General features: G+C 64.5%; 26 protein-coding genes. 15 read left to right on the top strand and 11 right to left on the bottom strand.

Going from position 1 to position 26,440, the window contains the following annotated elements:
* The first annotated feature begins 72 nt into the window (after positions 1–72).
* Both ACFPFW_RS01600 and ACFPFW_RS01605 read left to right on the top strand, forming a co-directional pair.
* Positions 73–1,143: a hypothetical protein gene (locus ACFPFW_RS01600; protein WP_162799572.1), complete on the top strand. Its 1,071-nt coding sequence runs from the start codon at positions 73–75 to the stop codon at positions 1,141–1,143.
* On the top strand, positions 1,140–1,763 hold the full coding sequence (locus ACFPFW_RS01605; RefSeq protein ID WP_114955475.1) for a LysE family translocator: 624 nt from the start codon (positions 1,140–1,142) through the stop codon (positions 1,761–1,763). Before ACFPFW_RS01600 ends, ACFPFW_RS01605 begins: the two co-directional genes overlap by 4 nt.
* Here ACFPFW_RS01605 and ypfJ read toward each other — a convergent pair.
* The 3 genes from ypfJ to ACFPFW_RS01620 all read right to left on the bottom strand — a co-directional run bounded on the left by ypfJ (position 1,760) and on the right by ACFPFW_RS01620 (position 5,117).
* Positions 1,760–2,623 (bottom strand): KPN_02809 family neutral zinc metallopeptidase, encoded by an 864-nt coding sequence (ypfJ, locus tag ACFPFW_RS01610; RefSeq protein WP_114955476.1) that lies wholly within the window; start codon positions 2,621–2,623, stop codon positions 1,760–1,762. The genes ACFPFW_RS01605 and ypfJ overlap by 4 nt on opposite strands.
* A 74-nt stretch (positions 2,624–2,697) precedes the next feature.
* Entirely contained in the window at positions 2,698–3,705 is a 1,008-nt protein-coding gene (gene cydB / locus ACFPFW_RS01615) for a cytochrome d ubiquinol oxidase subunit II (RefSeq protein ID WP_114955477.1), read from the bottom strand.
* Positions 3,706–3,707: 2 nt separating this feature from the next.
* Entirely contained in the window at positions 3,708–5,117 is a 1,410-nt protein-coding gene (locus ACFPFW_RS01620) for a cytochrome ubiquinol oxidase subunit I (protein ID WP_114955478.1), read from the bottom strand.
* A 358-nt stretch (positions 5,118–5,475) separates the two neighbouring features.
* On the opposite strand from ACFPFW_RS01620, the gene ACFPFW_RS01625 reads away from it, so the two are divergent.
* Positions 5,476–6,186 (top strand): glyoxalase superfamily protein, encoded by a 711-nt coding sequence (locus tag ACFPFW_RS01625; protein WP_114955479.1) that lies wholly within the window; start codon positions 5,476–5,478, stop codon positions 6,184–6,186.
* Between the two features lie 21 nt (positions 6,187–6,207).
* Here the strand turns inward: ACFPFW_RS01625 and ACFPFW_RS01630 are convergent, their stop codons facing one another.
* The gene (locus ACFPFW_RS01630; RefSeq protein ID WP_114955480.1) at positions 6,208–7,053 is read right to left on the bottom strand and encodes a uracil-DNA glycosylase; all 846 of its coding nucleotides are present in this window, start codon (positions 7,051–7,053) and stop codon (positions 6,208–6,210) included.
* 231 nt (positions 7,054–7,284) lie between these two features.
* Here ACFPFW_RS01630 and ACFPFW_RS01635 point away from each other — a divergent pair, with 231 nt between their 5' ends.
* Genes ACFPFW_RS01635 through ACFPFW_RS01645 form a run of 3 tightly spaced genes read left to right on the top strand, consistent with a single transcriptional unit; the run spans position 7,285 to position 10,506 of the window.
* Positions 7,285–9,099: a tetratricopeptide repeat protein gene (locus ACFPFW_RS01635; RefSeq protein WP_162799573.1), complete on the top strand. Its 1,815-nt coding sequence runs from the start codon at positions 7,285–7,287 to the stop codon at positions 9,097–9,099.
* A 24-nt stretch (positions 9,100–9,123) separates the two neighbouring features.
* Positions 9,124–9,996 carry a 4-(cytidine 5'-diphospho)-2-C-methyl-D-erythritol kinase gene (locus ACFPFW_RS01640; RefSeq protein ID WP_114955482.1) on the top strand — a complete coding sequence of 291 codons (873 nt, stop codon included), beginning with the start codon at positions 9,124–9,126 and terminating at the stop codon, positions 9,994–9,996.
* A 9-nt stretch (positions 9,997–10,005) separates the two neighbouring features.
* Positions 10,006–10,506, top strand: coding sequence for a GNAT family N-acetyltransferase (locus ACFPFW_RS01645; protein ID WP_114955483.1), 501 nt, complete (start codon positions 10,006–10,008; stop codon positions 10,504–10,506).
* Here the strand turns inward: ACFPFW_RS01645 and ACFPFW_RS01650 are convergent.
* Positions 10,487–11,500 carry a polyprenyl synthetase family protein gene (locus tag ACFPFW_RS01650; protein ID WP_379769141.1) on the bottom strand — a complete coding sequence of 338 codons (1,014 nt, stop codon included), beginning with the start codon at positions 11,498–11,500 and terminating at the stop codon, positions 10,487–10,489. The genes ACFPFW_RS01645 and ACFPFW_RS01650 overlap by 20 nt on opposite strands.
* Before the next feature lie 111 nt (positions 11,501–11,611).
* Here ACFPFW_RS01650 and ACFPFW_RS01655 point away from each other — a divergent pair, with 111 nt between their 5' ends.
* Together ACFPFW_RS01655 and ACFPFW_RS01660 are read left to right on the top strand one after the other, a co-directional pair.
* Positions 11,612–11,842, top strand: a complete 231-nt coding sequence (locus tag ACFPFW_RS01655; protein ID WP_114955484.1) for a putative signal transducing protein — start codon at positions 11,612–11,614, stop codon at positions 11,840–11,842.
* Entirely contained in the window at positions 11,835–12,554 is a 720-nt protein-coding gene (locus ACFPFW_RS01660) for a tRNA1(Val) (adenine(37)-N6)-methyltransferase (RefSeq protein ID WP_162799574.1), read from the top strand. The genes ACFPFW_RS01655 and ACFPFW_RS01660 overlap by 8 nt, the downstream gene beginning before the upstream one ends.
* A 53-nt stretch (positions 12,555–12,607) precedes the next feature.
* Here ACFPFW_RS01660 and ACFPFW_RS01665 read toward each other — a convergent pair whose 3' ends face one another.
* Entirely contained in the window at positions 12,608–12,925 is a 318-nt protein-coding gene (locus tag ACFPFW_RS01665) for a hypothetical protein (protein WP_379769145.1), read from the bottom strand.
* A gap of 348 nt (positions 12,926–13,273) precedes the next feature.
* Positions 13,274–13,651 (bottom strand): hypothetical protein, encoded by a 378-nt coding sequence (locus ACFPFW_RS01670; protein ID WP_114955486.1) that lies wholly within the window; start codon positions 13,649–13,651, stop codon positions 13,274–13,276.
* Positions 13,652–13,818: 167 nt separating this feature from the next.
* Between ACFPFW_RS01670 and ACFPFW_RS01675 the strand changes: the two genes are divergently transcribed.
* A complete protein-coding gene (locus ACFPFW_RS01675; protein WP_114955487.1) occupies positions 13,819–14,760 on the top strand; it encodes a glycine--tRNA ligase subunit alpha in 942 nt (313 codons plus the stop codon).
* Positions 14,760–15,353: a cysteine hydrolase family protein gene (locus ACFPFW_RS01680; RefSeq protein ID WP_114955488.1), complete on the top strand. Its 594-nt coding sequence runs from the start codon at positions 14,760–14,762 to the stop codon at positions 15,351–15,353. Before ACFPFW_RS01675 ends, ACFPFW_RS01680 begins: the two co-directional genes overlap by 1 nt.
* A 3-nt stretch (positions 15,354–15,356) precedes the next feature.
* On the opposite strand, the gene ACFPFW_RS01685 is transcribed toward ACFPFW_RS01680, so the two are convergent.
* On the bottom strand, positions 15,357–16,892 hold the full coding sequence (locus tag ACFPFW_RS01685; protein ID WP_162799575.1) for a putative bifunctional diguanylate cyclase/phosphodiesterase: 1,536 nt from the start codon (positions 16,890–16,892) through the stop codon (positions 15,357–15,359).
* 192 nt (positions 16,893–17,084) lie between these two features.
* On the opposite strand from ACFPFW_RS01685, the gene glyS reads away from it, so the two are divergent.
* Positions 17,085–19,163 carry a glycine--tRNA ligase subunit beta gene (gene glyS / locus ACFPFW_RS01690; RefSeq protein WP_114955490.1) on the top strand — a complete coding sequence of 693 codons (2,079 nt, stop codon included), beginning with the start codon at positions 17,085–17,087 and terminating at the stop codon, positions 19,161–19,163.
* 44 nt (positions 19,164–19,207) lie between these two features.
* Here the strand turns inward: glyS and ACFPFW_RS01695 are convergent, their stop codons facing one another.
* A complete protein-coding gene (locus tag ACFPFW_RS01695) occupies positions 19,208–19,606 on the bottom strand; it encodes an endonuclease domain-containing protein (protein WP_114955491.1) in 399 nt (132 codons plus the stop codon).
* Between the two features lie 68 nt (positions 19,607–19,674).
* Positions 19,675–21,360: a methyl-accepting chemotaxis protein gene (locus ACFPFW_RS01700; RefSeq protein ID WP_114955492.1), complete on the bottom strand. Its 1,686-nt coding sequence runs from the start codon at positions 21,358–21,360 to the stop codon at positions 19,675–19,677.
* A gap of 179 nt (positions 21,361–21,539) precedes the next feature.
* Here ACFPFW_RS01700 and ACFPFW_RS01705 point away from each other — a divergent pair, with 179 nt between their 5' ends.
* Both ACFPFW_RS01705 and ACFPFW_RS01710 read left to right on the top strand, forming a co-directional pair.
* On the top strand, positions 21,540–22,763 hold the full coding sequence (locus ACFPFW_RS01705) for a putative DNA modification/repair radical SAM protein (RefSeq protein WP_114955493.1): 1,224 nt from the start codon (positions 21,540–21,542) through the stop codon (positions 22,761–22,763).
* A complete protein-coding gene (locus ACFPFW_RS01710) occupies positions 22,753–24,177 on the top strand; it encodes a UdgX family uracil-DNA binding protein (RefSeq protein ID WP_114955494.1) in 1,425 nt (474 codons plus the stop codon). The genes ACFPFW_RS01705 and ACFPFW_RS01710 overlap by 11 nt, the downstream gene beginning before the upstream one ends.
* On the opposite strand, the gene ACFPFW_RS01715 is transcribed toward ACFPFW_RS01710, so the two are convergent.
* A complete protein-coding gene (locus ACFPFW_RS01715) occupies positions 24,178–24,645 on the bottom strand; it encodes an NUDIX domain-containing protein (protein ID WP_379769153.1) in 468 nt (155 codons plus the stop codon).
* A gap of 74 nt (positions 24,646–24,719) precedes the next feature.
* On the opposite strand from ACFPFW_RS01715, the gene ACFPFW_RS01720 reads away from it, so the two are divergent.
* Positions 24,720–25,658, top strand: a complete 939-nt coding sequence (locus tag ACFPFW_RS01720; protein WP_114955495.1) for a metallophosphoesterase family protein — start codon at positions 24,720–24,722, stop codon at positions 25,656–25,658.
* A gap of 98 nt (positions 25,659–25,756) precedes the next feature.
* Positions 25,757–26,431 (top strand): class I SAM-dependent methyltransferase, encoded by a 675-nt coding sequence (locus ACFPFW_RS01725; protein WP_114955496.1) that lies wholly within the window; start codon positions 25,757–25,759, stop codon positions 26,429–26,431.
* The last annotated feature ends 9 nt before the right edge of the window (positions 26,432–26,440 follow it).

Genomic DNA, 26,440 nt, shown 5'->3' on the forward strand with positions numbered 1-26,440 from the left:
GCCCGCGCGCGCTTTCTCAATGGCTTGGACCCGAAGCCTGACGTCCGCGTTTTAGCGGCAGGAGGATATTGCTTGGGAAGACTACTTTGGGGGGCCCTGTTCCTCAGCGCTCTGATACTGGGCGCGATGGTGCTCACCGAGGCGGAAGTTCCGCTTGAGCCGGAGGAGGCAATCCAGCGCGAGCTGAACGAGAAGGTCACCCAGCAGGCAATCGAGGAGAAGATCGAGGCGGCGCTCGCGCGAAACGATGTCGAGGACGCGCGGATGTATGTCGATCTCGGTCTCGAAATGCACCGGCCGATCAGGAAAGAACTGATCGACCGCGTCGAAGCCGCCGAACAGCCGACTGCAGCCGCCGAGCGCGGCGCGATGGAGTTCGGCACGTCGTTCATCACTGGGGAGGGCACATCGATCGCCGGGCTGGCCGGGGCGACCGCCTCCGACTTTACCGTCGTGGGCGATGTTCGCGACATCATCCAGGAAGGCGGGCTGATGATCTCGGGCCGGCCTTACGACGAACTGATGCTCGGTCTCGCGACGGTCGGCCTCGCGGCCACCGGCGCGACCGTCGCCACCGGCGGTCTGGGCGCACCTGCGAAGATCGGCATCTCGCTGTTCAAGGCGGCACGCCGTGCCGGAACATTGACCGCCGAACTCGGCGTTGCCGTCGGCCGGGCCGTGCGGCAGGCGGTCGATTTCGGCGAGCTTGGCGGCATGCTCCGCGCCGCCGCGACCTTCGACAATGCTGCCGTTCGAGATGCGGCCTCCGTCGCGGTTCGCCGTGCCTCCACCGGAAGTCTCGCCCGCATGCTCGGCGACGCGCGGCATATCAACGATATCGCCGGACCTGCCGAGACGGTGCGCCTGCTGAAATATGCGAAGTCCCCCGAGGAGCTTTCCGATCTCGCGCGGCTGTCGACGCGCTTCGGGAAATCGACGCGCGGCGTGGTCGAACTCACCGGGCGGACCAGCCTGCGTGCGTTCAAGCAGGGCGTGCGGATCATGGCCGTCATCATCGAAAATCTGTTCGCCTTCATCGGCTGGTTCGCCAGCCTCATCGGCATGATGCTGACGCGCGGCGTCTGGCGTTTTTCGCGTCGGCGGCGGAGAGTGCGTGCCGTGAACCGTACCGAACCTGCATGACGATCACCGCATCGCTTCTCGCTTATCTCGCCGCCGCCAGCCTTCTTACGATCACGCCCGGCGTCGACTCCGCACTCGTCCTCCGCGCCGCGACCGTCGAGGGCACGCGGCAGGCGACAATGGGTGCGCTCGGCATCAATCTGGGCTGTCTGTTCTGGGGCATCGCGGTGGCGCTCGGGCTGGGCGCACTGATCGTCACCTCGCCGGCCGCCTATGAGGTTCTGACCTGGCTCGGCGCGGGATATCTCGTATGGCTCGGCGTGCAGCTATTCTTCAGCCCGCGCCGCCATCTCGTGAACGAAAGCGGTGAAACCGGCAGCGGCCGCTTCGCCTGGTTCTGGCGCGGCCTGTTCGGCAATCTGCTCAATCCGAAGGTCGGCGTGTTCTACGTGTCGTTCCTGCCGCAATTCGTGCCGCAGGGTGTCGCTGTCGCGCCGTATACGCTGCTGCTCGCGCTGATCCACATCGCGCTTGGGCTTATCTGGTGCGCGCTCCTGATCGTCGCAACGCGCCCGCTCGGCCGCGCGCTCCGGCGGCCGAAGGTGATCGCCTTCCTGGACCGGCTCACGGGCACGGTCTTCATCGGCTTCGGCGTAAAGCTCGCTTTGTCAGCTCGTTAAAGCTGTTGCGCCGCGAACGTATTGCAGGCCCGAACCTGGCCTGCGTCGAAACCGGTCTTGAACCAGCGCACGCGCTGCGCGGACGAGCCATGGGTGAAGCTGTCCGGCACGACGCGCCCCTGTGACTGGCGCTGAAGCCTGTCGTCGCCGATCGCGGTCGCGGCGTTCAGCGCTTCCTCGATATCGCCCGGCTCGAGCGACTTCTTGGAACGCGCCGCCCAGACACCCGCGAAGCAGTCGGCCTGCAATTCGAGGCGCACCGAAAGCTGGTTGGCCTCTACCGGCGACGACCGTTCGCGCTCCTGGCTCACGCGCGGCAGGATGCCGAGCAGGTTCTGGACGTGATGGCCGACCTCATGCGCGATGACATAGGCCGAGGCGAAGTCGCCCGGCGAGTTGAAGCGCTGCTCCATCTCGCGGAAGAAGCTCGTGTCGAGATAAACGCGCCGGTCCGGGGGGCAGTAGAACGGACCCATCGCCGACTGGCCCATGCCGCAAGCGGTCTGTGTCGCGCCGCTATAGAGGACGAGGCGCGGCTGCTGATAGGTCTGGCCATTCTGCTTGAAAATGTCGCCCCAGACGTCCTCGGTCGAGCCGAGGATCGCGGCGACAAATTTGCCGATCTCGTCCTTCGGCGTGCCGTCGGTGCCTTCAACCTGCCGGCTCTGGCCGCCACCCTGGACCATTTCGAGGCCGCCGAGGATGAGGCGCGGATCGAGGCCGGTCGCCCAGGAGAGCAGGCCGACAATGATCAGACCGCCGATGCCGATACCGCCGGCACCGCCCATCCGGAAACCGCCGCCGCCCGAACCGCGGCGATCCTCGATGTTCTCGCTTTCCCGAAGATCACCCCAGCGCATGACGTTTCCTCTCAAGCCTGACCGCCGATGGAAAGAACGCGGCGGACGGCATCCGGTTCACCCGGCGAGGGACGTCAGTGGTAGCCACCCTCGCCATGCACGATCCTGCCACGGAAGGTCCAGTACACGAAGACCGTGTAGCCCAGAACCATCGGCAGCAGGAACAAGGTTCCGATAAGAAGGAAGATTTGTGACTCCGGTGCGGCGGCCGTGTCCCAGAAGGTCAGGTGCGGCGGAACCAGATAAGGCACGGTCGAGACGACGAGGCCAGCATAGCAGAGGAGGAAGAGGAGGATCGTCCCGACAAAGGGAAGCGCGTCGTGCCCACTTTTCAACCAGCGAAGGATGAGGAGCGCGACGACAGCCACGAGTGTCGGCACCGGCCAGAGGAAATAAAAGTTTGGCAGGCTGAACCAGCGCTCGGCGATGCGAGGTACCGAATAGGGGGTCCACGCGCTGACGATCGCCATGCCGAGCAGGACGATGACGAGCAGGGCAGGCGCCATCTTGCGTCCGAGATCGTGGGCGGGACCGCTGGTCCGCATGACGAGCCAGGTCGCGCCGAGCAGTGCGTAGCCCGCGACGACGGCGACCCCCGTGAGGACCGAAAATGGCGTCAGCCAGTCGAAGGCGCCGCCGGCATATTGGCCGTCCACGACATTCACGCCCTGGATCAGGCCGCCGAGGATGATGCCCTGCATGAAGGCGGCGATGGTCGAGCCGGCGTTGAACGCAAGATCCCAGTGCCAGTGGTCGGGCTTCGCCACCCAGCGAAACTCGAACGAGACGCCGCGGAAGACAAGGGCCAGCAGCATGATGATCATCGGCAGGTAGAAGGCCGGCATGATGATCGCGTAGGCCTTCGGGAAGGCGACCCAGAGGCCGCCGCCGCCCAGCACCAGCCAGGTTTCGTTGCCGTCCCAGAACGGCGCGACCGAGTTCATCATCACGTCGCGGTCGGCTTCCTTCCGGGTGAACGGGAAGAGGATGCCGAGCCCGAGGTCAAAGCCGTCGAGCAGGACATACATCGCGACGGCGGTGCCGATCAGGCCGGCCCAGATGACGGGGAGATACCATTCCATGGTCAGGCTCCCTGATTGACGTGCTTGCCGGTGGCTTCGCGGGTCGCGTCCTCGGCGGCCGAGAGCGGCCGGTTCGGCACGCCGTCCGGCGGGTCGGCGGCAGCGCCTCCGGGTCCCTTCGCGATCAGGCGGTTGATGTAATAGACGCCCATCGCGAACACGATGCCGTAGACGAAGACGAACAGGATGAGGGTGCCGAGCACGCTCGCTCCGGGCACCGGCGAAATGCCGTCGGCTGTGCGGAGCAGGCCATAGACCAGATAGGGCTGGCGGCCCTGCTCGGTGACCATCCAGCCCGCGAGGATCGCGATGAACCCGAGCGGCCACATGTACGAGACCGACTTCAGATACCACAGGGTCTCGAACAGGCGCCGCTTCCAGAGAAGGAACGCGCCGACCAGCCCCGTCGCGATCAGCAGCAGGCCGATGCCGACCATCAGCCGGAACATGAAGAACACATTGGCGACCGGGGGCCGGTTCTCCGGCGGCACGTCCTTCAGGCCGGCATATTTGCCGTCCAAGGTGTGGGTCAGCAGCAGCGAGCCGAGATGGGGCACAGCGATCTCGAAATGATTCTTCTCGGCGTTCTGGTCCGGGATGCCGAAGAGGATGAGGTCGCCCTCGTCATTGCTGTCCCAGCGGCCTTCCATCGCCGCGACCTTGATCGGCTGGTGCTCCAGCGTGTTCAGGCCGTGCTGGTCGCCGATGAAGAGCTGCAGCGGCGCGGTGATGGCGATCATGCCAACCGCCATGCGCAGCATGGTCTTGGCTTCCTCGATATGCTTGCCGGCGAGGAGATGCCGGGCGCCGACTGCGAGCACCACGACCGCTGTGGTGAGGTAGGCGGCCGTTACCATGTGCGCGAAACGGAACGGGAAGCTCGGATTGAAGATGATCTCGATCCAGTCGACCGGGAATGCGATGCCGTTCCTGATCTCGTGACCGGTCGGGGTCTGCATCCAGCTGTTCGCGGACAGGATCCAGAAGGCTGAGGTCGCGGTGCCTATCGCGACCAAGCCCGAAGAAAGGGTCAGCAGCCATGGCGGTACGCGGTTCCAGCCGAACAGCATGATGCCGAGGAAAGTCGCCTCCAGATAAAAGGCGGTGAGTACCTCGTAGCCGATCAGCGGCCCGATGACGTTGCCGGAGAATTCGGAGAAGCGGCTCCAGTTCGTACCGAACTGGTAGCTCAGCACGATGCCCGACACGACGCCCATGGCGAACGAAACTGCGAAGATCTTGGTCCAGAACCGGGCCAGTCGGTGGAATTTCTCGTCGTCGGTTTTCAGCCACAGGCATAGCAGCACCGTGATAAAGGCGGAGAGCCCAATCGTGAATGCTGGAAAGATGATGTGGAACGAGATCGTGAACGCGAACTGGATACGCGCGAGCAGGACGGGATCGAGATCCATCGCCTGGGCCTCCGAGGCTTGATGCGTCCGGTAAGCTTACGCCCGCAGCTTGCTCTGTTGAATGACTACAATCAATGACATGGGGCCGCGCGGCGTGTCCGCGCGCGGCGCTTTGGCCGACGCGGCGATCCAGTCTGCCGATCCAACCCATTGTCGTTGGATATGATTTCAGCGGTCGTTGACAGCCGCTCGGCGGTTTTGCTCAATATTCGACAGGCCCGTGCAGCCTGTCGCTCGCGCCCTTCGGGGAATGGCGAATGCATGATTCTCAAGCTGGTTTCCCCCTTTGCCTCGGGCGGACCTGTCGGCAATGCGAGCACTGACCCTATCGGTTCGCCTGCAGCAGAGAGGTTGAACCATGCGTACATTCCGCGACGCCAAGATCATGGCCAAGGCGCTTCGGCAGGGTCTTGGCAAGAAGCGTATCGAACTGTCCCACAGCGAATGTCTCGAACTCGTCGCCCGGCAGTTCGACTGCGAAAACTGGCACGTCCTGTCCGCCCGTATCGAGACCGCGTCGGCAGCGAACACCAGCAGCCTGCGTCTTCCGGACGGCTGGATCGTGTCCGGTTCCCGGCCGGAGCTTTACGAGATGGGCGTCGATCCGGACATGCCGGGATCTCCAGCGATCATCCGCTCGCTCTCCATGGAGGAGCCGGCGGGGAGGGGTGGATTCGGCACCCTGATGCAGAGCATCCAGGCTACGGGCTTCCGGGGGATGAACCTGCGGCTGAGCGCCGAGCTGAAGACGGAGGATGTGCGCGGCTCGGGCACGTTGTGGATGCGGATCGACCGTGGACCGGGCAATACGCTGCGCTTCGACAACATGGAGGGGCCCCGCGCCGACGGTTCTCTCAAGGGCAGCCACGACTGGACACGCCGCGAGATCATTCTCGATGTTCCGGACGATGCCGAAAGCGTGCATTTCGGATTCTATCTGTACGGCACGGGCTGTGTCCTGGCGCGCAACGTCGAGCTCGTTGAGGCGGACGAGCAGGCGATGGCTGGCAGGCGCACCTATCCCGAACGTCCGACCAATCTCGGCTTTACCCAGGTCTCCGCAGGCTGACGCACAGCGGGCGCGGGCGCTTCATGCGTTCGCGTCCAGCTCTGCCTTCAGCGATCTCAGGTCTCGCCAGGCAAGTTTCTTCTGTGACGGCGTGCGGAGAAGATAGGCGGGGTGGAGAGTCGCGAGCGCCCGAATCGTTCTCGTCCCGGTCTCGTAATCCATCCAGCGGCCGCGCAGTCTTAGAATTCCATCCTTCGACCCGGTCAGAGCCGCCGCTGCGGAGCCGCCGAGCAGGACCAGGAAATCCGGATTCGCGAGTTCGATCTGCCTCTGGATGAACGGCAGGCAGAGCTGGGTTTCCTGCGGCGTCGGCGTTCGGTTGCCGGGCGGACGCCACGGAATGACGTTGGCGATATAGGCGGCCTTCCGGTCGAGGCCGATCGCATGCAGCATGCGGTCGAGCAATTGCCCCGCGCGACCGACGAAAGCGAGGCCTTCCCGGTCCTCGTCCTTGCCTGGCGCCTCACCTACGAACATCACCCGGGATTGGGGGTTTCCGTCGCTGAAGACGAGACGCGTCGCGGTCCGGCGCAGGCCCACGCCCTCATATGTCTCTAGGATGGCGCGCAATTCGTCGAGCGTCTTCGCGCTTCGCGCCGCCTCACGGGCGTCCTGAACCGCGGCGTCCTGCGATTTCGTCAGCGCCGCCATGGATGGAGGCGACGCGGTCGGTCTCGTTTGCGCAGGCTTGTCGATCCCGGGCAGAGCCCGTTCGGAGGATGTGGTGCTTGCCGATGTGGACTGCGGCGGTGCCTCGGCGAAACGGTCCTGCGGTTCGTCCGCGAGGGCGATGTCGACGCCCATTTCCGCGTACCAGGCGAGGAGCTCGGCCGCGTTGTCCCGAATGTCCGGTTCGCCGTTCAGCATGTCTTCTCTGTAGCGCGGATCGCCACAGGAATCACAGAGGTTCGGCACGGCCCCATTCCCGCCATGCCGATCTGTTGGACTCACAGTCTCGTGTAATCCGAAATATCCACTGCTTGGCGCTTGGAAGCACCGCCCTGCGGCGATAGAAGGCGATTTCGGACCAATATTTGCCGCGACCTTCGGCGCAAACCGTGCTTGGTTTGCTTCCGGTCCCCTACGATGAGGCGGTTCGTGAGACGCGATTTCCTGTTTGGACTTGTCTGTGCCGCGCTCGTGGCGAATAGCGCCTCTGCCGCTTTGGCGAACACCGATGCCACGGAGGCCACCAAACAGGCTTCCATGACGTCGCCTGTGGGCAATTACCTCGCCGGCCGAACCGCCGCCGATCTTCGCGATCTGACCTCCGCCTCAGTCTATCTTCGCGCGGCACTCCGCGCCGATCCGAAGGACCAGGAACTTCTCGACCGCACGTTCCGCACCGTTCTCGCGGCGGGCGATGTCGAGCAGGCGATGAGCCTCGCCGAACGTGTGGGTTCCACCGATCCGAACAACCGCCTGGCGCGCCTTGCGCTTGCGATCAAGGCGATCAAGGGCAAGCAGTTCGTGGCGGCCCGCACCCAGCTCGGTCAATCGCCGAAGGGGCCGATCCCGGATGTCGTGGCGACTCTCGTCTCGGCCTGGGCCTGGCAGGGCTCGGGCGATGTCAGCCGCGCGCTCAAAACCGCTGACACGCTGAGCGGCAATGAACTCGCCGAGATGTTCCGCGATCTTCATGCCGGCCTCATCGCCGGCACCACGAACAACAAGGCGGAGGCCGAGCGCCGTCTTGCCTCGGCCTACAAGCTCAACGATTCGAGCTTCGTCGTCGTCGACGCCTATGCCCGCGCTCTGGCCAATGACGGGAAAACAAAGGAAGCGATCGAGGTCTACAAGACCCTCGCTCAGCGGATGACCCGCAACGAGCGCCTCGCCAACAGCATCGCCGCGCTCGAGAAGGGCGAGAAGCTGCCGCCGGCCGCGCAAAACGCGCGCGATGGCGTTACGGAAGCGCTGTTCGGCTTCGGTCAGCTCGCCAATCGCGGCGAATCGGCCGAGATCGGCCTCATCTACCTGAATCTCGCGCTCTACCTTGAGCCCGATCATGAATTCGCGCTGCTGACTCTCGCCGACCTTCTGGAGACGATCGGCCAGCACGATGAGGCCATAGCGGCCTATGAGCGCATTCCGCAGAACTCGGCCTTCAAGGACGATATAGGCATTCGTATCGCTGCCAATCTGGCGATGGCCGACCGCACGTCCGATGCCGAGGCAAAGCTTCGCGATATCGTCTCGAAGAATCCGAAGGACGTCGACGCGATCGTCGCTTTGGCGAACATTCTCCATCGCCAGAAGTCATATGTGGAAGCCGCCAAGATATTCACGCAGGCGATCGACGCTTCCGGCGAACCGAAGAAATCGGACTGGTCGCTCTATTTCGCCCGCGGCGTTGCCTATGACGCGGCGAAGGACTGGAAGAACGCCGAGCCGGATCTCATCCAGGCCGCCAAGCTCGATCCCGAACAGCCGGTCGTCCTCAACTATCTCGGCTATTCCTGGGTGGACCGCAGCGTCAGCCCCGAGAAGGGTCTCGATCTCATCCGCAAGGCGGTCGAGCTGCGCCCGAACGACGGCGATATCGTCGATAGTCTGGGCTGGGCCTATTACAAGCTCGCCCGCTACGACGACGCGACGGAAGAGCTTGAGCGCGCCGTCGAGCTGAAGCCGCAGTCCTGGGAGATCAACGATCATCTGGGCGACGTCTACTGGAAGACGGACCGCAAACTCGAAGCCAAGTTCCAGTGGCTGCATGCCCTGACGCTCGAGATCGACGACGACAAGCGCGGCCCGATCGAGCGCAAGATCACCGAAGGTCTCGAGCCGGTAGAGCGGGAGATGGAGGCCAGGAAGGCCGCCGAGCGAGCCCAGCCTTCACAGCAGGACGCTCCGCGCCCTAAGACCGACGATCGTGCGGAAGCCACGCCCGGCAAGCCGGCCGAGGCGAACTGAACGCACGATCGACTGGGGGCTGGCGTGATCCGGACATCGCGGGCGCCCGCGAAGATCAATCTGACCTTGCGCGTTCTTGGTCGCAGGGCTGACGGCTTTCACGAACTCGAAAGCCTGTGCGCCTTCGCGGGCGTGCATGACCTCGTTTCGCTCGATCCGTCGGGACCGCTTGGACTGACGGTCGACGGTCCGACGGCCGAAGCCGCTGGGCCCGATAGCGACAATCTGATCATCCGCGCCGCGAGGGCGCTGGCCGAACGCGTTCCGGGCCTGAAGCTCGGCGCCTTCACGCTGAAGAAGCGATTGCCCGTTGGCGCGGGTGTCGGCGGCGGATCATCCGACGCCGCAACCGCACTACGCCTGCTCACCGAGTTGAACGAAATCGCGGTGTCCGATCCGCGCGTTCTGGAAGCGGCCGCTGCGACCGGCTCGGACATTCCCGTGTGCCTGACGCCGACCGCCCGCATCTTCCGAGGTCGGGGCGACGAAGTCGGCCCGCCGGTGCCGCTGCCGCCATTGATGTCGGTGCTCGTCAACCCTGGTATCCACGTCGCGACGCCTGCCGTATTCGGCGCGCTGGGTCTGGAGCGCGGTGCGTCCGGGCCATCCAAGGGGGCAGCCACGGCACTTCCGGAGGGAACCGATCTTGCCGGCCTCATCCGCTATTTCGATAGCGATGTGAATGACCTGGAGCCGCCGGCGCAGAAAGTTGCTCCGGAAATTGCCACGGTCATTTCGGCGGTGCGCAATGCGCCAGCCTGCCGTTTTGCGCGAATGTCGGGATCGGGATCGACGGTGTTCGGTCTGTTCGAGAATTGCCGCGATGCGAGCGCGGCGGCAAAGGCGATCAGCGCCGCCCATCCAGACTGGTGGGTGAAGCCGACCGTGCTGCGATAGGATCGCCGCATGCACCTCCGCCTCGTCACGATCGCGGATCTGCCGGTGCTGCGCCATTGGCACAGCCAGCCCCACGTCATCGCGGCGAGGGGCGACGACGCGCCGATCGACTGGGACGAGGAACTGCGTCGTCAGGGACAGGGCTGCGAACTACTGATTGCCGAGCTCGACGGACGTCCGATCGGTTTCATGGAAATTCTGGACCCCACCCGGGACGACGATCGCTATTGGGGCGCCATAGAGGACGGCTTTCGCTGCATCGATATCTGGATCGGCGAAGAGGCCGATCTCAGCAAGGGCTTCGGCACCCGGATGATGCGGCTTGCCACCGAGCATTGTTTCGCCGATCCAGCGGTCGACGCGATCCTGATCGATCCTCTCGTCTCGAACGAGCGGGCACACCGCTTCTACGAGCGGCTTGGCTTCGTCCGCGTGGATCGCCGCACGTTCGGCGACGACGATTGCTATGTGTATCGCCTGGACCGTCCGTTCAGTGGGCGCGGCTCGTGACGAAGCTCACCGCGTCCAGCATGGCCGACTTCGCCTGACCGTCCGGGAACAAAGCGAGGGCGTCACGGGCGATCGCGCCGTAATGGCGGGCGCGGGCGAAGGTCTCGTCGATCGCGCCGTGCCGCTGCAACAGGTCGATCGCGGTTTCCAGCGAGTCGTCGTCGATCTCACCGGCCTCCAGCGTGCGCTTCCAGAATTCGCGCTCGCCATTCGTCCCGCGCCGCACCGCGAAGATGACGGGAAGGGTGATCTTGCCTTCGCGGAGGTCATCGCCGACCTTCTTGCCGAGCTTGGCTTCGCGACCGCCATAGTCCAGCGCGTCGTCGACGAGCTGGAAGGCTATGCCGAGATTGGCGCCGTAGGATCGGCACGCCGCCTGCTCCGCCTTGGAGCTGCCGACCAGGGCCGGCCCGACCTCGCAGGCGGCGGCGAACAGCGCAGCCGTCTTGCCGCGAATGACGGCGAGATATTCATCCTCGGTCGTCGCGATGTTCTTCGCCGCGACGAGCTGCATGACCTCGCCTTCGGCGATGACCGTGGCCGCCGTCGAGAGAATGTCGAGGCAGGACAGCGAGCCGACCTCGACCATCATCTTGAAGGCTTGGCCGAGCAGGAAGTCGCCGACGAGAACGCTCGCTTCATTGCCCCAGAGCATTCGGGCCGCGAGCTTGCCGCGCCGCATTTCGCTGGCATCGACGACGTCGTCATGGAGCAGGGTCGCCGTATGCATGAATTCGACGGCGGCGGCGAGGCGGATATGGCCTTCACCGGAATAGCCCACGAGTTTCGCTGAGGCCAAGGTCAACAGCGGCCGCAGGCGCTTGCCGCCGGAGGAGATCAGATGGTTCGCGACTTCCGGGATCATCTGGACGTCGGAGCCTGTCCGGGACAGGATCAACTGATTGACCCGTTCGAGATCCGATTGGACGAGAGCCGAGAGGGCGTCAATGCCGTCGTCGCGACCGCGCTCGTCGAGCGGTATGACCAATCCCACCAGATGCCCTTCCTACGAATTCTTGGCCCGGACCATATGCAGCACCAGAGCAAGTCGGCAAGGGCAGAATGGTCATGAAGACTTACGTATAGCGGGAGAGGAGCGCGTTTGATGGATGAAGTGTTGCGCACCAATGACGCAGTTCTGCTGTCGTTCGTCCAGTCATTGCTGAATGGCGAGGGGATCGCGCACATGGTGCTGGACGGCAATATGAGCGTGCTGGAGGGCTCGCTCGGCGTCATCCCCCGCCGCGTTCTCGTCGCCGACGACAAGGCCGCCTGGGCGCGGGTTATCTTGACCCGCAATGGCCTTGGCGACGAACTCAGGCCATCCCGTGTCTGATCACACCGACGATGCGATACTCGGAGGACGCCTTCGTCTGTTGCAGCCGGCGCGAGGCCATCGTGCCGGAACCGATGCCATTCTTCTGGCGGCCGCCGTCCCCGCTCATGCGGGCGACCATGTCCTTGATCTCGGCGCCGGTGTCGGTACGGCGGGATTGGCGCTGGTTTCCCGCATACGCGACTGCCGTCTGACCTTGGTCGAAATCGAGCAGAATCTTGCCGAACTCGCGCGCTCGAACGCCGAGCGAAACGGGATTGTCGCGGATGTCAGGCTTCTCGACGCGATCGATCTCGGAAAGTCCGACTCCTCTGATCTCGCGAACGCCGTCGACCATGTCCTGTCCAATCCGCCGTTCCATCCGTCGTCGGGCCGCGCGTCTCCGGATCCCACGACCGCGCGCGCACGGACAGCTTCGCCGGACCTGCTTGAAACCTGGAGCCGGGCGGCCGCTCGCATCCTGAAACCGGGAGGGACATTCACGCTCATCCACCGTCCGGACGCCATTCAGGACATTCTCGCGGCGCTGGTCGGACGGTTCGGCGATCTGAAACTGAGATTCGTGCACGCCGACGAGATGGCGGACGCGGTGCGGCTGCTCGTTCGGGGGATCAAGGGTAGCCGTGCCCCGCTGACAGTCGCGCCGCCGCTCATCTTGACGGGCGAGGAGGGTCTCGCCGCTCATCGCGAGGCGGCGCCGATCGAGCTCTAACTCCAAAAAGAAAGAGCGCCGCGAGGGCGCCCTTTCTCATTGCCGAGGTCGATTTACCAGCCGCGATAGCAGCGGCGTTCCACGACCCGGCGCCACTCGCCGCGGATCTTCTTGCGGACCACCACGCGTTCGCAGTCGCGGCCGCGCGAGTAGTACTGCGGGTAGTGGCGATACCGCGGTGCGTAGTAGCGCCGGTGCGGATAATAGCCGTGGCCATAGCCGTAACCGCGACCATAGCCGCGGCCGTAGCCGTAATCAGGGCCGACGTGGATGCCAAACCCGACCTGGGCTGCGGCAGGTGCCGGGGCTGACGCGATGCCGGCGCCGAGTGCGACCACGGCTGCGGCGGCAAGTACAAGCTTCCGAAACATGCGATCTCTCCCTTTTCGCGAGCCGCAATGTGCTCGCTGATGATGGGAGGTTAGATCGCTGGGCCTGAACGCGTTCTGAGATCGCCATTCATCTGCCGTTCATCGCGGGGTTGCCGCCAATCCCGTGGTGAACGATATCCTCCGTGGAGGTCCCGATGCGGATTATTCAGATAGCAACGGCGGCACTTGCCGCAACGATCGGAGGCGCGCTCATCCGGCGCGAATGGAGACGAGTGAATCGCGAACTGGAGATGGTTCGCTCCCGCGAAGGCAAAGGCGCCCCGGTTCTGCGCCGGGATCGCCAAAGCGGTGAATGGCGACCGTCTCGATGATGGTCGCCATGCGATGTCAGAAGCGGGTGTCGTCCTTGCAGACCGGACGGCCGTATTCGACCCGGTAGGTGCTGCAATTGCGCTCGATCTTGACCGGCTTCAGCCGCGGCTTCGGGTTCGGATAGGTCGGCAGGTTGATCTCCGTGATCGCGCAATTGGTGAGGCAAATCTTCGGACCATCGCTGCCGTCGCCGCCGCCACCCTTGCCTCCGCCACCGGCCGAGCCGCCACCACCACCGCCACCGCCGCCTCGGCCACCGCCGGCCGCTGCCGCCTGGGCCTGGTCACCGGACATGGCGCTGATTGTCGCCGACATGCCGGTCACGAGAACGGCCGCCACGGCGAAAGCCTGGATGCTCCGGGAAAGATTGGAACGCGTCACGAACTTCGACATTGTCACTCTCCTTGGATTTCGGTCCGCCATCCCGGCGGCTTGTCCATGGGTCGCGACCGCATCCGATCCGGTTCGATATGGTTTAAAAATTATTACCAGGGTGACACTGCTTGCCGATGCCGGGGACGATGGCTAGGTTGCCCGCCTCCTCATTCGAACAGTCAGAAATGCCCGATACCGTTTCCGGTCCGCTTAGCCCCACGCGCTCATTCCAGGGATTGATTCTCGCGCTCCAGACCTTCTGGGCGGAGCGGGGCTGCGTCATCCTGCAGCCCTACGATATGGAAGTCGGCGCGGGCACGTTCCATCCGGCGACGACGTTGCGGGCCCTGGGTCCGAAGCGGTGGAACGCCGCCTATGTCCAGCCGTCGCGGCGGCCGAAGGACGGGCGCTACGGCGAGAACCCGAACCGGTTCCAGCACTATTACCAGTTCCAGGTCATCCTGAAGCCGAACCCGCCGAACCTGCAGGAGCTCTATCTCGAATCGCTCGCCGCGATCGGCATCGATTCGAAGCTGCACGACATCCGCTTCGTCGAGGACGACTGGGAGAGCCCGACGCTCGGCGCCTGGGGGCTCGGCTGGGAGTGCTGGTGCGACGGCATGGAAGTGTCGCAGTTCACCTATTTCCAGCAGGTCGCCGGCGTGGAATGCACTCCGGTGTCGGGCGAGCTGACCTACGGCCTCGAGCGACTGGCGATGTACCTGCAGGGCGTCGACAACGGTTTCGATTTGAATTTCAATGGCCTGGAAGGCGCCGATAAGGTCACTTATGGCGACGTTTTCAAGCAGGCCGAGGAAGAATACTCCCGGCACAATTTCGAATACGCCGACACGGAAATGCTGATGCAGCACTTCCGCGACGCGGAAAAGGAATGCCGTTCACTGCTCGAAAAGGGCGCGGCCGCGGGCGAGTACGACAAGGTCCACAAATGTGTCCTGCCCGCCTACGACCAGTGCATCAAGGCGAGCCATCGCTTCAACCTGCTGGACGCACGCGGCGTGATCTCGGTCACCGAGCGTCAGAGCTACATCCTGCGGGTGCGTGAACTCGCGAAGGCGTGTGGCGAAGCCTGGCTGAGGACGGGTGAGGGCGGAGCCGCCGCGTGATGCAGCCGAAGACGCTTTTGCAGCTCTCCAACTCAAATCCCGGCGCCGGCAGTCTGCTCGACAGCGTGCTCGTCGTCGTCGATGCGCAGAACGAGTACGTCACCGGCCAGGTGCCGCTCGTCGGTGTCGATGCAGCACTCGACCGCATCGCCGAGTTGCTGGAGGCCGCGCGTTTCCTGCAAGCGCCGATCATCCATATCCAGCATGTCGGGCAGGCGGGAAAACTGTTCGACCCGGAGACGGACGGCTTCAAGTTCGCCGAGAGGGCGGCACCGGTCGGCGCTGAGTCGGTTGCGAAGAAGAAGCTGCCGAACGCCTTCGTCGACACTCATCTGCGCGACCGCATCGTCAACAAGGGTCGGAAATCGATCCTCCTCGCCGGTTTCATGACGCATTTGTGCATCTCGACGACGGCCCGTGTCGCGCTCGATTTCGGCATCCGGGCGACAGTGATTGCCGATGCGACCGCGACCCGCGATCTGCCAGATCCGATGGGCGGACCGCCGATCCCGGCGGCCGAGGTTCAGCGCGCGAGTCTCGCCGCGCTGGCCGATCGCTTCGCCGCGATCGCCCTGACCAAGGATATCGCCTGAGCGTCAGGCGCTCGCGAGCAGCGGCGTGCGGGAACTGACGAGCTTGCTCGCCTCGCCGGATGTGAGGCCGCGGCCAAACAGATCGCCTTGGCCCTCGATCAGGCCCTCGCTCTTCAGCTTGTCGCGCTGCTCGGACTGGCCGATGCCGCTGGCGCTGATCGCGATGCCGAGACCCTTGCCCATTCCGAGGATGGTCTTCACCACGACGGCGCTGTTCGGGTTCTGGTCGAGATCCTGGATGAAGCTGCGGTCGATCTTCAGCTTGTCGAAGTGCAAATCCCGCAGGTGCCAGATCGAGGCATAGCTCGTGCCGAAATCGGCGAGCGCCAGCTTGATCCCGGCCTCGCGCAGCGGCGCGAGCAGGCGGCGGCTTTCCTTCATGTTCCGCATCAGGGCGGCCTCGCCGATGGCGATTTCCAGCCGGGCAGGGCGGAAGCGCGTGTCGCCGAGAATGCCGAGGATACGCAGCGGCAGGCCGTGATCGCGCATCACAGCGTCGGCCAGACGGAACGAGAGGATCGTGGTGTCCGGCCAGGAGAGCGCGTCGAGGCAGGCGCGACGCAGGAGCTGGTCCGTCAGTTCGCGGATCAATCCGGAATCCTCGGCAACCGGCAGGAAGCGCTGCGAGCCGATCTCGCCGAGATAGGGATGCCGCCAGTGCGGCACGACTTCGAAGCCCGTGATCTTGTTCGTCGTGAGATCGACGTTCGGCTGGTAGACCGGGACGATGCCGCTGGAGGCGAGCGCCTCGCGCAGTTCGGTCTCGACGAAGGCGCGCTCGTGCATGCGCGCGTCCATCGCCTCCTCGAAGAAGGACAGGAAGGACGTGCCCTCAGCCTTGGCGCGATAGAGCGCGACGTCCGCCTTGCGGATCAGTTCGGCCCGATCGGTGCCGTCCTTCGGCGCGATCGCGACGCCGATGCCGGTGCCGACGCGATGCTCGCCGGTGCGAGTGCGGATCGGCTGGTCGAGCAACGCGATGATGCGGCGGCCGATGCTGGCGGCGGCGTTGGCGCCATCGATGTCCTTGGCGACGACCGCGAATTCATCGCCGCCGAGACGCGCGATCTCTGCCTGGCCGGAGAGTTCGCGATTGAGCGCCTTGCCGATCTCGATCAGGAGCTCGTCGCCCGCCGGGTGGCCGTGGACGTCGTTGACCGCCTTAAAGGAGTTGAGGTCGAGCAGCATGACGGCGTGGACGTTGTCGCCGCGCGGCGGCTCCGCGAGTGCTGCATCGACCAGTTCCAGGAAGTTTCGGCGGTTCGGAAGGCCGGTCAGCGGATCATGAAAGGCGAGGTCCAGCGCATAGCGCTCGGCGGCCTCGCGGCGGCGGATTTCCAGCTTCTGCAGATAGAGGCGGCGGCCGGCGAAGGCGAGGAGGCTGACCACGAGCAGGCCGGTGATCAGCAGGATCTCCTCGATCTCCAACATGTCCTGAAGCGGAGACCGGTCGCGGAAATGTTGGAGCAGGTCGACTTCCAGGCCGACGAGTACGAGGGCGGTGAGCCCAGCAAAAACGAGGAATGCCATGACGATCATAAACACTCTTGAACTCAGCACCGTATTGAAGGTGGCAATGAAAGGTCGCTGAGGCATTGCCTGAAATCCGTTCTCCCTCCACTGGTTACGGTCGAAACTCTGATAAACCGTGAACTTGCGGATCACGTTCGACCACAACCGCGCGGGTCTTCCGCTCGACAGGCCGCGCGACGCTCTGTATCCCTCCCGGCCATGCCTGACCTTCTGCTCGAACTCCTCTCCGAAGAAATCCCCGCCCGCATGCAGGCGCGCGCCGCCGACGACCTGAAAAAGCTCGTCACCGACGCGCTGGTCGAAGCCGGCCTGACCTATGAGGGTGCCAAGGCCTTTGCGACGCCACGCCGCCTGGCACTGACGGTGCAGGGACTGCCGGGCAGGGCGCCCGACCGCAAGGAAGAGCGCAAGGGCCCGCGCGTCGGCGCGCCGGAACAGGCGCTCTCAGGCTTCCTGAAAGCCGCCGGTCTGTCGTCGATCAACCAGGCCAGGGTGCAGCACGACCCGAAGGGCGATTTCTACATCGCCATCACCGAGAAGCCGGGTCGTGCGACGCCCGAGATCGTCGCCGAGATTGTCCCCGCCACGATCCGCGCATTCCCCTGGCCGAAGAGCATGAAATGGGGTTCGGGAACGCTCCGCTGGGTTCGGCCGCTGCAGAGCATCGTCTGCACGTTCGGCACTCATAACGAGGACCCCGAGATCGTGCCGTTCGACGTCGACGGCATCGCCTCCGGCAACGTCACGCAGGGTCATCGCTTCCTCGCCCCGGGCGAGATCACGGTGAAGCGCTTCGACGATTACGTGCCGTCGCTGGAGAAGGCGAAGATCGTCCTCGATCCCGAGCGCCGCCGGGAGATCATCCTCGCCGACGCGCGCGATCTGGCGCTCGCCAACGGCCTCGAACTGGTCGAGGACGAGGCGCTGCTGCACGAGGTCTCCGGCCTCGTCGAATGGCCGGTCGTACTGACGGGCGATTTCGACGAAAGCTTTCTCGACGTGCCGGACGAGGTCATCCGCACCACGATCCGCGCCAACCAGAAATGCTTCGTCCTCAAGAAGGGCGAGAGGCTGGCCAACAAGTTCATCTTGATCTCGAACATCGAGGCGTCGGATGGCGGCAAGGCGGTGGTCGCTGGCAATCAGCGTGTGGTTCGCGCGCGTCTGTCGGACGCGAAGTTCTTCTGGGAGACCGACAAGAAGGTCCCGCTGGAGGAGCGCGCGAAGAAGCTCGAAAGCATCGTCTTCCACGAAAAGCTCGGCACCCAGCATGAGCGCGTCGAGCGCATCGCCAAACTCGCCCGCGAGATCGCGCCGCTCGTCGGCGCCGATCCGGACAAGGCCGAACGCGCCGCGCGCCTGGCGAAAGCCGATCTCGTCACGGAGACGGTAGGTGAGTTCCCCGAAGTTCAGGGCCTAACTGGCCACAAGCTGGCGCTGCTGCAGGGCGAGGACGATTCCGTCGCCGCCGCGATCGAGGAGCATTACAAGCCGGCGGGCCTCGGCGACCGCGTGCCTACGCGGCCGGTGTCGATCGCAGTCGCTCTGGCCGACAAGCTCGACACGCTGGTCGGCTTCTGGGCGATCGACGAGAAGCCGACCGGCTCCAAGGATCCTTTCGCGCTGCGCCGTGCAGCTCTCGGCGTGATCCGCATCGTTCTCGACAACGCACTTCGCGCAAACCTTCTGACGGTCATCGATCTCGTTCTCGACGGTTTCCTCAAGATCGATGCGAAAGCCGGCCTTTCGCCTGACCTCCTCGCTTTCTTCGCCGACCGCCTGAAAGTTCAGCTTCGCGAGCAAGGCGCGCGCCACGATCTCGTCGATGCCGTCTTCTCGCTCGGCAATCAGGACGATCTCGTCCTCATCGTCCGCCGCGTCGAGGCGCTGGCCGCCTTCCTCGGCACCGACGATGGCAAGAACCTCCTCGCCGGCTACAAGCGCGCCACAAACATCCTTCGTATCGAGGAGAAGAAGGACGGCGAGGGCGCGTTCGACGCCGCGCCGGATCCGAGCCTCGTCCGCGAGGTCGAGGAAAGCGATCTGATCGTCGCTCTGGAACGTGCCGAGACGGCCGCGCTCGACGCCGTCCACCGCGAGGCGTTCGAGGAAGCGATGCAGGCGCTGTCGGAGCTCCGCGCCCCGGTCGACGCCTTCTTCGACAAGGTGACGGTCAACGCCGACCAGCCGGCGCTGCGCCACAACAGGCTGAAGCTGCTGGCCAAGCTCCGCGCCGCAACCCGCGCCGTGGCGGACTTCTCGAAGATCGAGGGGTGATGCCTTCTCCCCTACGAGGGAGAAGGTCGACTCGTGATCGCAGATCACGAGCGGGTTGAGGGGGACGTCTCGGCGGAATTCAGCGCTTCGAGCCTGCCGAGCAGATCGATCAGAACTCCCTCGCCATTCTGAAGAATATCGTTGTTCCAGTAGCGGACGACTTCATATCCAGACAGACGAAACCAACGATCGCGGGCGTCCTCGGTCGCGGATTCGGCATGCTGACCGCCATCCGCTTCCAGAACGATCTTCGGTCGTTGGCAGATGAAGTCCGCGATGAACGGTCCGATCGGCATTTGCCGTCGAAACTTGAAACCGGCCAGCCTCCGATCGCGCAGCGGAAGCCATAGTTTCTGTTCGGCAAGGGTCGGCTCGCGCCGCATTTTCCTGGCGCGCTTGAGTGTTTTCGGTGGGCGCTGATCTTGTGGCACCGTCCCCCTCATCCCGCTCGCTGCGTATCGCAGCGAGTCGACCTTCTCCCTCGTCGGGGAGAAGGTCTCAGCGCCTCACATCACGCCGCCCGAATGCCGCTGATGAAGCCGTCGATCGTGGTCTGAAGGCCGTTGGCATTGCGCGCCAGTTCGCGCGCCGCGGTCAGCACCTGTGATGCGCCGCTGCCGGCGGCTTCAGCGTGTTCGCGGACCTCGGCGAGGCTCGACGTCACCGTGTCGGTGCCGTTCGCGGCCTCCGCGACGTTGCGGGCGATTTCCTGCGTCGCCGACTGCTGCTGCTGGACGGCGATCGAGACCGAGGCCGCCGCCTCGTGCATCTGCTCGATCGCGGCGCCGATCTCGCGGATCGTGTCGACGACCGCGGCCGTCGCCTGCTGCAGGTTCGCCACCTGTCCGGCGATTTCGTCGGTCGCCTTGGCGGTCTGTCCGGCGAGGCTCTTCACCTCCTGCGCGACGACCGCGAAGCCCCTGCCGGCCTCGCCCGCGCGAGCGGCCTCGATCGTGGCGTTGAGGGCGAGGAGGTTGGTCTGGCCGGCGATGTCGGTGATGAGACGGACGACGTCGTCGATCTTCTGGGCGCCATCGGCAAGCAGCTTCACATCGGAATCGGTGCGGTGGACGCGCTCGACAGCCGCCTGGGCGAGGCGCGCGGTCTCGGACACGCGATGACCGATCTCCGACGCGCTGGAGGCCAGTTCCTCAGTCGCGCCAGCGACGGTCTGCACGTTCTCGGAGGTGTGGGACGCGGTGCCGGCCAGTGAGACCGTCTCGCGGCTCGTCGCGTCGGCCGAGGTCGACATGGTCGCGGCGGTCGCTTCGAGCTCGACAGCCGCCGCCGAGAGGGCGCCGATCATGTCGCCGACCTTCGAGGTGAAGCTGGTGGCGAGCTCCGCCATCATCTCTTTCTTCTCCGCCTCGGTCTCGGCCTCGCGGGCCTTGGCCTCGTTCTCAAGGCGCCTGGCCTCGATCAGGCCGTCCTTGAACACCTGCAGAGCGCGGGTCATCTGGCCGATCTCGTCGCGGCGGCTGGTGTCGCCGACTTCCGTATCGAGTTCGCCCTCGGCGAGCTTGTTCATCGCGTTCGTCAGCTGGTGGACCGGGCGGATGATGCCGTAGCGGGCGACGAGCACGCTGACGAGTGCGCCGAGCAGGACACCGCCGAGCGCCGTCAGCGCCTGCAGCAGCATCGAGCGGTCGCCGGCCGCGAACGCCGCCTCGCGCTGGTCGTTGAGCGCCTTGGCCGAGTAGGTCGAGTATTCCTTGACCCGGTCGGTCACGGCCTTCTGCTGGTCGAGCGCCTTGTTGAGCGCGCCGATCATCGCCGTCTGGTTTGCCATGCCCGACGCCTTGGCGACCCGCAGCATCCACTGGATGGATTCGAAATAGGTGCCGAGCGAGTCGCGGACGTTCTTGAGAAGCCCGATTTCGTTCGCGTCCGCCGTCGATTCGAGCTTGGGGAAGCGTGCCAGCATCTCGCCCATGCGCTTGTCGGCCTCGGTCTGGAAGTCCGCCGATTTGTCCGGGCGCGAAGCGAGTTGATAGGTCATGCGGCTGATCGCGATGATGTCTACGCGGAGGTCCATCGCCTCGCGTGCGGATTCTTCCTTCGTGCCGACGAGTCGCATCGCCTCCTGCGAGGCGATGATCTGACGGCTGCCGACGAGCGCGATCACGCCCGCGGTCACGCTCATGACCAGCACGACCGCAGCGATTTTCTTCAGAATGGAGATGTTTTTGAAAGTCATCGTCCCGACCCCTTTGACCTTCGAGGAGACGCCATTCCCGCCAGGCGCCTGATGTCGCTGGGCAAGCTATCGAATTGTGCTGAATCAAGAGTGAAGTCGGGTGCTCGGTTCACGAAATCGTTTTGCTCTTTCGATTGCAGAACAAATAAAGAACATTATAAGCCATCGACGAGGGTTCGATGGACATCCGACGCAAGCTTGAAATTCTCGCCGACGCCGCGAAATACGACGCCTCCTGCGCATCGAGCGGCACCGAGAAGCGTGATTCGAAGGGCAAGGCCGGCATCGGCTCGACCGAGGGAATGGGCATCTGCCATTCCTACGCGCCGGACGGCCGCTGCATTTCGCTGCTCAAGATCCTGATGACGAACGCCTGCGCGTTCGACTGCCTCTATTGCGTCAACCGCGCCTCGTCGAACGTGCCGCGCGCCCGCTTCACGGTGGAGGAGATCGTCCGGCTGACGCTCGATTTCTACCGGCGGAATTACATCGAAGGCCTGTTCCTCTCGTCGGGCATCATCCGCTCGCCCGACTACACGATGGAGAAGATCGTCGAGGTCGCGCGGCGGCTGCGCGAGGAGCACGGCTTTCGCGGCTACATCCATCTGAAGACGATCCCTGATGCCGATGAGCGCCTGCTCGCGGATGCCGGCAGATGGGCCGACCGGCTGTCGATCAACATCGAACTGCCGAGCGAGGAGAGCGTCACCCGTTTCGCGCCGGAAAAGGATGTCCGCGCCATCCGCCTCTCGATGGGCCGGATGCGCGTGAAGATCGAGGAGGCGGCGAGCGAGAAGAAAGCTCCCAAATTCGCCCCGGCCGGTCAGTCGACGCAGATGATCGTCGGCGCCGATGCCGCGACCGATAGCGACATCCTGAAGACGAGCGCAAATCTCTACGGCTCCTACGGCCTCAAGCGCGTCTATTATTCGGCCTTCAGCCCAATCCCGGATGCGTCATCCGCTCTGCCGCTCGCAGCCCCACCTTTGATGCGGGAGCATCGGCTCTATCAGGGCGACTGGCTGATGCGCTTCTACGGCTTCGATGTCGGCGAAATGTTTTCGGGTACGGCCGGCATGCTGCCGCTCGACATGGACCCGAAGCTCGCCTGGGCGCTCCGCCACCGTGACCGCTTTCCGCTCGATGTGAACACGGCGAGCCGCGAAGAATTGCTGCGCGTGCCGGGCTTCGGCATCAAGACGGTCGACCGCATCCTGACCGTTCGCAGGGTCCGCGCCATCCGGGCGGACGATCTCGGCCGGCTGCGGGTGCCGTTGAAGACGGCGCTTCCGTTCATTGTCCTTCCCGACCACCGGCCGACCCGGTTGATCGATCGGAGCGATCTTCATCGCCTGGTGAAACCCGAACCCGCCCAGCTCTCGTTCTTCGGTAATGCCGCTTAGCATCGCATTGAACGGACAGACTGATTTCGCGGGCTGGCGCGGGGCGGCCCGGCGGCTGGCGCTCAACCATGTGCCGCCGGAAGAGGTCGTCTGGTCGACGGGGGAGGCGGCGGACCTGTTCGCCGAGCCGGAGCAACTGCCCGAGCCGACCGGCACGTTCAATGTGCCACGCGCCTTCGTCGACCTGGCCGAGACCGCGATCCTGCATTCCGAGCCGGAACGCTTCGCACTGCTCTATCGCCTGCTGTGGCGGCTGCTGAAGGAACCGAACCTGCTGGCGGTTTCCGTCGATCCGGATGTCGCCCGTATCGAACTGATGGCGAAGAACGTCCGCCGCGACATTCACAAGATGCACGCCTTCGTCCGTTTCCGCGAAGTCGCGGTGGAGGGGGAGACGCGCTTCGTCGCCTGGTTCGAGCCGGAGCACCACATCATCGAAGCCGGTGCGCCGTTCTTCGCGCGGCGTTTCCCGAACATGCTGTGGTCGATCCTAAGCCCCGAGGTTAGCGCGCATTGGGACAGTGGGGAGCTGACGTTTGGCCCGGGCGCCGGCCGCCACGAGGCGCCGTCCGAGGACGCCGTCGAGGATGTCTGGCGGAGCTATTACGCCTCGATCTTCAATCCGGCGCGGCTGAAGGTTCAGGCCATGCGCTCGGAGATGCCTCAGAAGTACTGGCGGAACCTGCCGGAAGCTCCGCTCATTGCCCCCCTGATAGCTGAGGCTCGCAAGAGGACGGATGAGATGGTGGCGCATGCGGTGACGGCGCCGAAGGTAAACCGGCAACGCGAGGTGGAGCCCGCGCGGGCACGTCGGCGCGGATCGAACGATCCGCTGGAGAAGCTGCGCGAACAGGCGAAGGACTGCAGGATGTGTCCGCTGTGGAAGCCGGCGACGCAGACCGTGTTCGGCGAAGGCCCGCCGGACGCGGAAATCGTCTTCGTCGGCGAGCAGCCGGGCGACAAGGAGGATTTGGCAGGCAAGCCGTTCGTCGGTCCGGCAGGCCAGCTGTTCGATCAGGCGATGGCGGAGGCCGATCTCGACCGGGCGACGGCCTACATCACCAATGCGGTGAAGCATTTCAAATTCACGCCGCGCGGCAAGATCAGGCTTCACCAGAAGCCGAACACGCCGGAAATCCGCGCCTGCCACCCCTGGCTCGACAAGGAGATCGAGATCATCAGGCCGAAATTCGTGGTGGCGATGGGCGCGACTGCGGTGCAGTCGGTATTCGGCAAGGCCATGCCCATCGGCAAGAACAGAGGCCACTTCCTGGAGCTCGGTGATGCAAGGGCGCTGGTCACCGTCCACCCGTCATACCTGCTCCGTGTGCCGGATGCCGATCGCAAGGCGGAGGAATATGCCCGCTTCGTCGAGGACCTGAGGCTGGTCAGGAACGCGCTGCAGGCGGCCTGATCACCAGTACTGGCTGAGCGGCTCGCCGTACATGATTTCGGCGATACGCCGCCTTGTGCCGGGGTTGAGGTCGGCGGGCAGGGCATCGAGCGGAAAGAACCGGCATTCCTGGATTTCGCGGTTCGGCGGATGCGCACCATTCCAGCTGAAGTCGCGGACGACATAGACTAGGACATGGTCGCGCTTGCTGTAGCGGAACTGGTGGAAGATCCCGTGCAGCACCGGATCGCCGGTGAACGTGACATTGGCTTCTTCGAGCGCCTCCCGCTCGAGTGCCTCGCGCGCTGTTTCGCCAATCTCGACGCCGCCGCCCGGCATGTGCCAGCCAGCCACATAGCCGTGGCGGATGAGGAGGACGCGCTCCTCGGTGTCGAAGATCGCCGCGCGCACGCCCATGGTCAGGCCGCGCGTGACGAGCCACACGCGGGCGAAGACCGGCATTGCCATACGATGAAGAAACGAAGCCATGATCTAGTTTATCGCAAGGCCGCGCGGCGTCTCGTGTCATCACCGGCTGGCACGGTTTGTGGTAATTGGCAGAAATGTTCACGTTTGCCCATCTGTCCGATCCTCATCTCGGGCCGCTGCCCCGGCCTAAATTCCGCGAACTCTTCTCGAAGCGGTTCCTGGGCTACACGAACTGGCGGGTGCGCCGCCGTGGTCGTCACGACATGGCCTGCCTCGCGGCCCTGACCGCAGACATCCTCGCCCAGAACACCGACCACATCGCCTGTACCGGCGATCTCGCGGTCATCGGACTCGACGCGGAGTTCACGCCGGCCCGCGCTTTCCTTGAGACGCTCGGCGATCCGATCCACGTCTCGCTCGTTCCCGGCAATCATGATTCCTATGTACGTGGCACGGCCGATCACCCGCAGCTCCACTGGTCGGAATACATGGCGGGCGATGGCGAGCGCGTCGAAGGCGAGCCGCATTTTCCGTATGTCCGCAGACGCGGCAAGGTCGCGATCGTCGGGCTTTCCTCGGCAGTGCCGACCGGCTTTCATTCGGCCGAGGGGCGTTTGGGCAAGGAGCAGTGCTGGCAGCTTGCCGAGGTGCTGAAGACGCTCGGCGAGGAGGGGCTGTTCCGGGTTATCATGATCCATCATCCCCCGACGGGGACGGGTGACGTCTTCCGTCGGCTGACCGATGCCCGCCGTATCAAGCGGGCTCTGCTGCGCAGTGGCGCCGAACTCGTCATCCACGGCCACAATCATCGCAATGAGCACACGACCCTGCTCGGTCGCGATGGTCCGGTACCGGTGATCGGCGTGCCGTCAGCCTCGGCTGGGCCGACAGACCCGCATGCGCCTGGCGGCTATAATATCTATCGTATTTGGGGTGAGCCCGGGCATTGGCACTGCGAGATGATCTCGCGCGGCTTCGACCCGCTGGACCGGAGCATCAAGGAACTGGGCCGCCACATGCTGACGGACACGCCGCACGTCGTCGTCCCGCCGCAGCTCGCCGCCAGCGCGTAAGGTCCGCACTCCGTCAGCCTGACGGCGAGTGGCCGCGATAGATCCATGCTCCAAAGCGGCCGCGGAACCGACTGAAGAACGTGCCGGAGATTTATTCATTGTCGTCTTTCTCTGATCCTGAAGCCGTCGCTCGCTATGTCGAAGGCCCTGTGCGTCTCGTGCCCGGTTTTCACGATCTGCAACGAATGGCGGCGCTACTTCTCGCGGAACGCGTAGAGAACGATGCTCGCATTCTCGTCCTGGGAGCAGGCGGCGGGCTGGAATTGAAGGCTTTCGCCGATTGGCACCCACAATGGCGTTTCGACGGGGTCGATCCGTCGCTCGAAATGCTGGAATTGGCGAGGCACACGCTTGGCACACTCGCCTCGCGCGTTGTTCTTCATGAAGGTTATATCGAAAGTGCGCCCGATGGTCCGTTCGATGGAGCTACGTGCCTTCTGACCCTGCATTTCGTGCCAAGGAACGAACGGCTACGCACTTTGGTCGAAATCCATCGGCGATTGCGGCCGGGGGCCCCTTTCGTCGTCGCCCATCATAGCTTTCCCCAGGATGGGGACGAGAAATCGCTTTGGCTGGACCGCTATGCCGCCTTCGCGGTCGCGTCCGGTGTTCCGGCAGAGAAGGCCAGGAATGCGGTTGCAGCTATTGGCGACCAATTGCCGATCCTTTCTCCCGCAGAGGATGAAGCCTTGTTGCGGGAGGCGGGGTTTTGCGATGTCGGTCTGTTCTATGCCGGGTTCACGTTTCGGGGCTGGGTCGCCTTTAGGTCGTGAGAAACGGCG

The sequence above is a fragment of the Flaviflagellibacter deserti genome (assembly GCF_042652085.1).
Taxonomy (GTDB): domain Bacteria; phylum Pseudomonadota; class Alphaproteobacteria; order Rhizobiales; family Methylopilaceae; genus Flaviflagellibacter; species Flaviflagellibacter deserti.

Excerpts from the sequence above, each read along its gene's own strand:
- ACFPFW_RS01605 (WP_114955475.1), top strand. The coding sequence starts at position 1,140 with ATGACGATCACCGCATCGCTTCTCGCTTATCTCGCCGCCGCCAGCCTT.
- ypfJ (WP_114955476.1), bottom strand. The coding sequence starts at position 2,623 with ATGCGCTGGGGTGATCTTCGGGAAAGCGAGAACATCGAGGATCGCCGC.
- cydB (WP_114955477.1), bottom strand. The coding sequence starts at position 3,705 with ATGGAATGGTATCTCCCCGTCATCTGGGCCGGCCTGATCGGCACCGCC.
- ACFPFW_RS01620 (WP_114955478.1), bottom strand. The coding sequence starts at position 5,117 with ATGGATCTCGATCCCGTCCTGCTCGCGCGTATCCAGTTCGCGTTCACG.
- ACFPFW_RS01625 (WP_114955479.1), top strand. The coding sequence starts at position 5,476 with ATGCGTACATTCCGCGACGCCAAGATCATGGCCAAGGCGCTTCGGCAG.
- ACFPFW_RS01630 (WP_114955480.1), bottom strand. The coding sequence starts at position 7,053 with ATGCTGAACGGCGAACCGGACATTCGGGACAACGCGGCCGAGCTCCTC.
- ACFPFW_RS01645 (WP_114955483.1), top strand. The coding sequence starts at position 10,006 with ATGCACCTCCGCCTCGTCACGATCGCGGATCTGCCGGTGCTGCGCCAT.
- ACFPFW_RS01655 (WP_114955484.1), top strand. The coding sequence starts at position 11,612 with ATGGATGAAGTGTTGCGCACCAATGACGCAGTTCTGCTGTCGTTCGTC.
- ACFPFW_RS01665 (WP_379769145.1), bottom strand. The coding sequence starts at position 12,925 with ATGTTTCGGAAGCTTGTACTTGCCGCCGCAGCCGTGGTCGCACTCGGC.
- ACFPFW_RS01670 (WP_114955486.1), bottom strand. The coding sequence starts at position 13,651 with ATGTCGAAGTTCGTGACGCGTTCCAATCTTTCCCGGAGCATCCAGGCT.
- ACFPFW_RS01675 (WP_114955487.1), top strand. The coding sequence starts at position 13,819 with ATGCCCGATACCGTTTCCGGTCCGCTTAGCCCCACGCGCTCATTCCAG.
- ACFPFW_RS01680 (WP_114955488.1), top strand. The coding sequence starts at position 14,760 with ATGCAGCCGAAGACGCTTTTGCAGCTCTCCAACTCAAATCCCGGCGCC.
- ACFPFW_RS01685 (WP_162799575.1), bottom strand. The coding sequence starts at position 16,892 with ATGATCGTCATGGCATTCCTCGTTTTTGCTGGGCTCACCGCCCTCGTA.
- glyS (WP_114955490.1), top strand. The coding sequence starts at position 17,085 with ATGCCTGACCTTCTGCTCGAACTCCTCTCCGAAGAAATCCCCGCCCGC.
- ACFPFW_RS01695 (WP_114955491.1), bottom strand. The coding sequence starts at position 19,606 with ATGAGGGGGACGGTGCCACAAGATCAGCGCCCACCGAAAACACTCAAG.
- ACFPFW_RS01700 (WP_114955492.1), bottom strand. The coding sequence starts at position 21,360 with ATGACTTTCAAAAACATCTCCATTCTGAAGAAAATCGCTGCGGTCGTG.
- ACFPFW_RS01705 (WP_114955493.1), top strand. The coding sequence starts at position 21,540 with ATGGACATCCGACGCAAGCTTGAAATTCTCGCCGACGCCGCGAAATAC.
- ACFPFW_RS01710 (WP_114955494.1), top strand. The coding sequence starts at position 22,753 with ATGCCGCTTAGCATCGCATTGAACGGACAGACTGATTTCGCGGGCTGG.
- ACFPFW_RS01715 (WP_379769153.1), bottom strand. The coding sequence starts at position 24,645 with ATGGCTTCGTTTCTTCATCGTATGGCAATGCCGGTCTTCGCCCGCGTG.
- ACFPFW_RS01720 (WP_114955495.1), top strand. The coding sequence starts at position 24,720 with ATGTTCACGTTTGCCCATCTGTCCGATCCTCATCTCGGGCCGCTGCCC.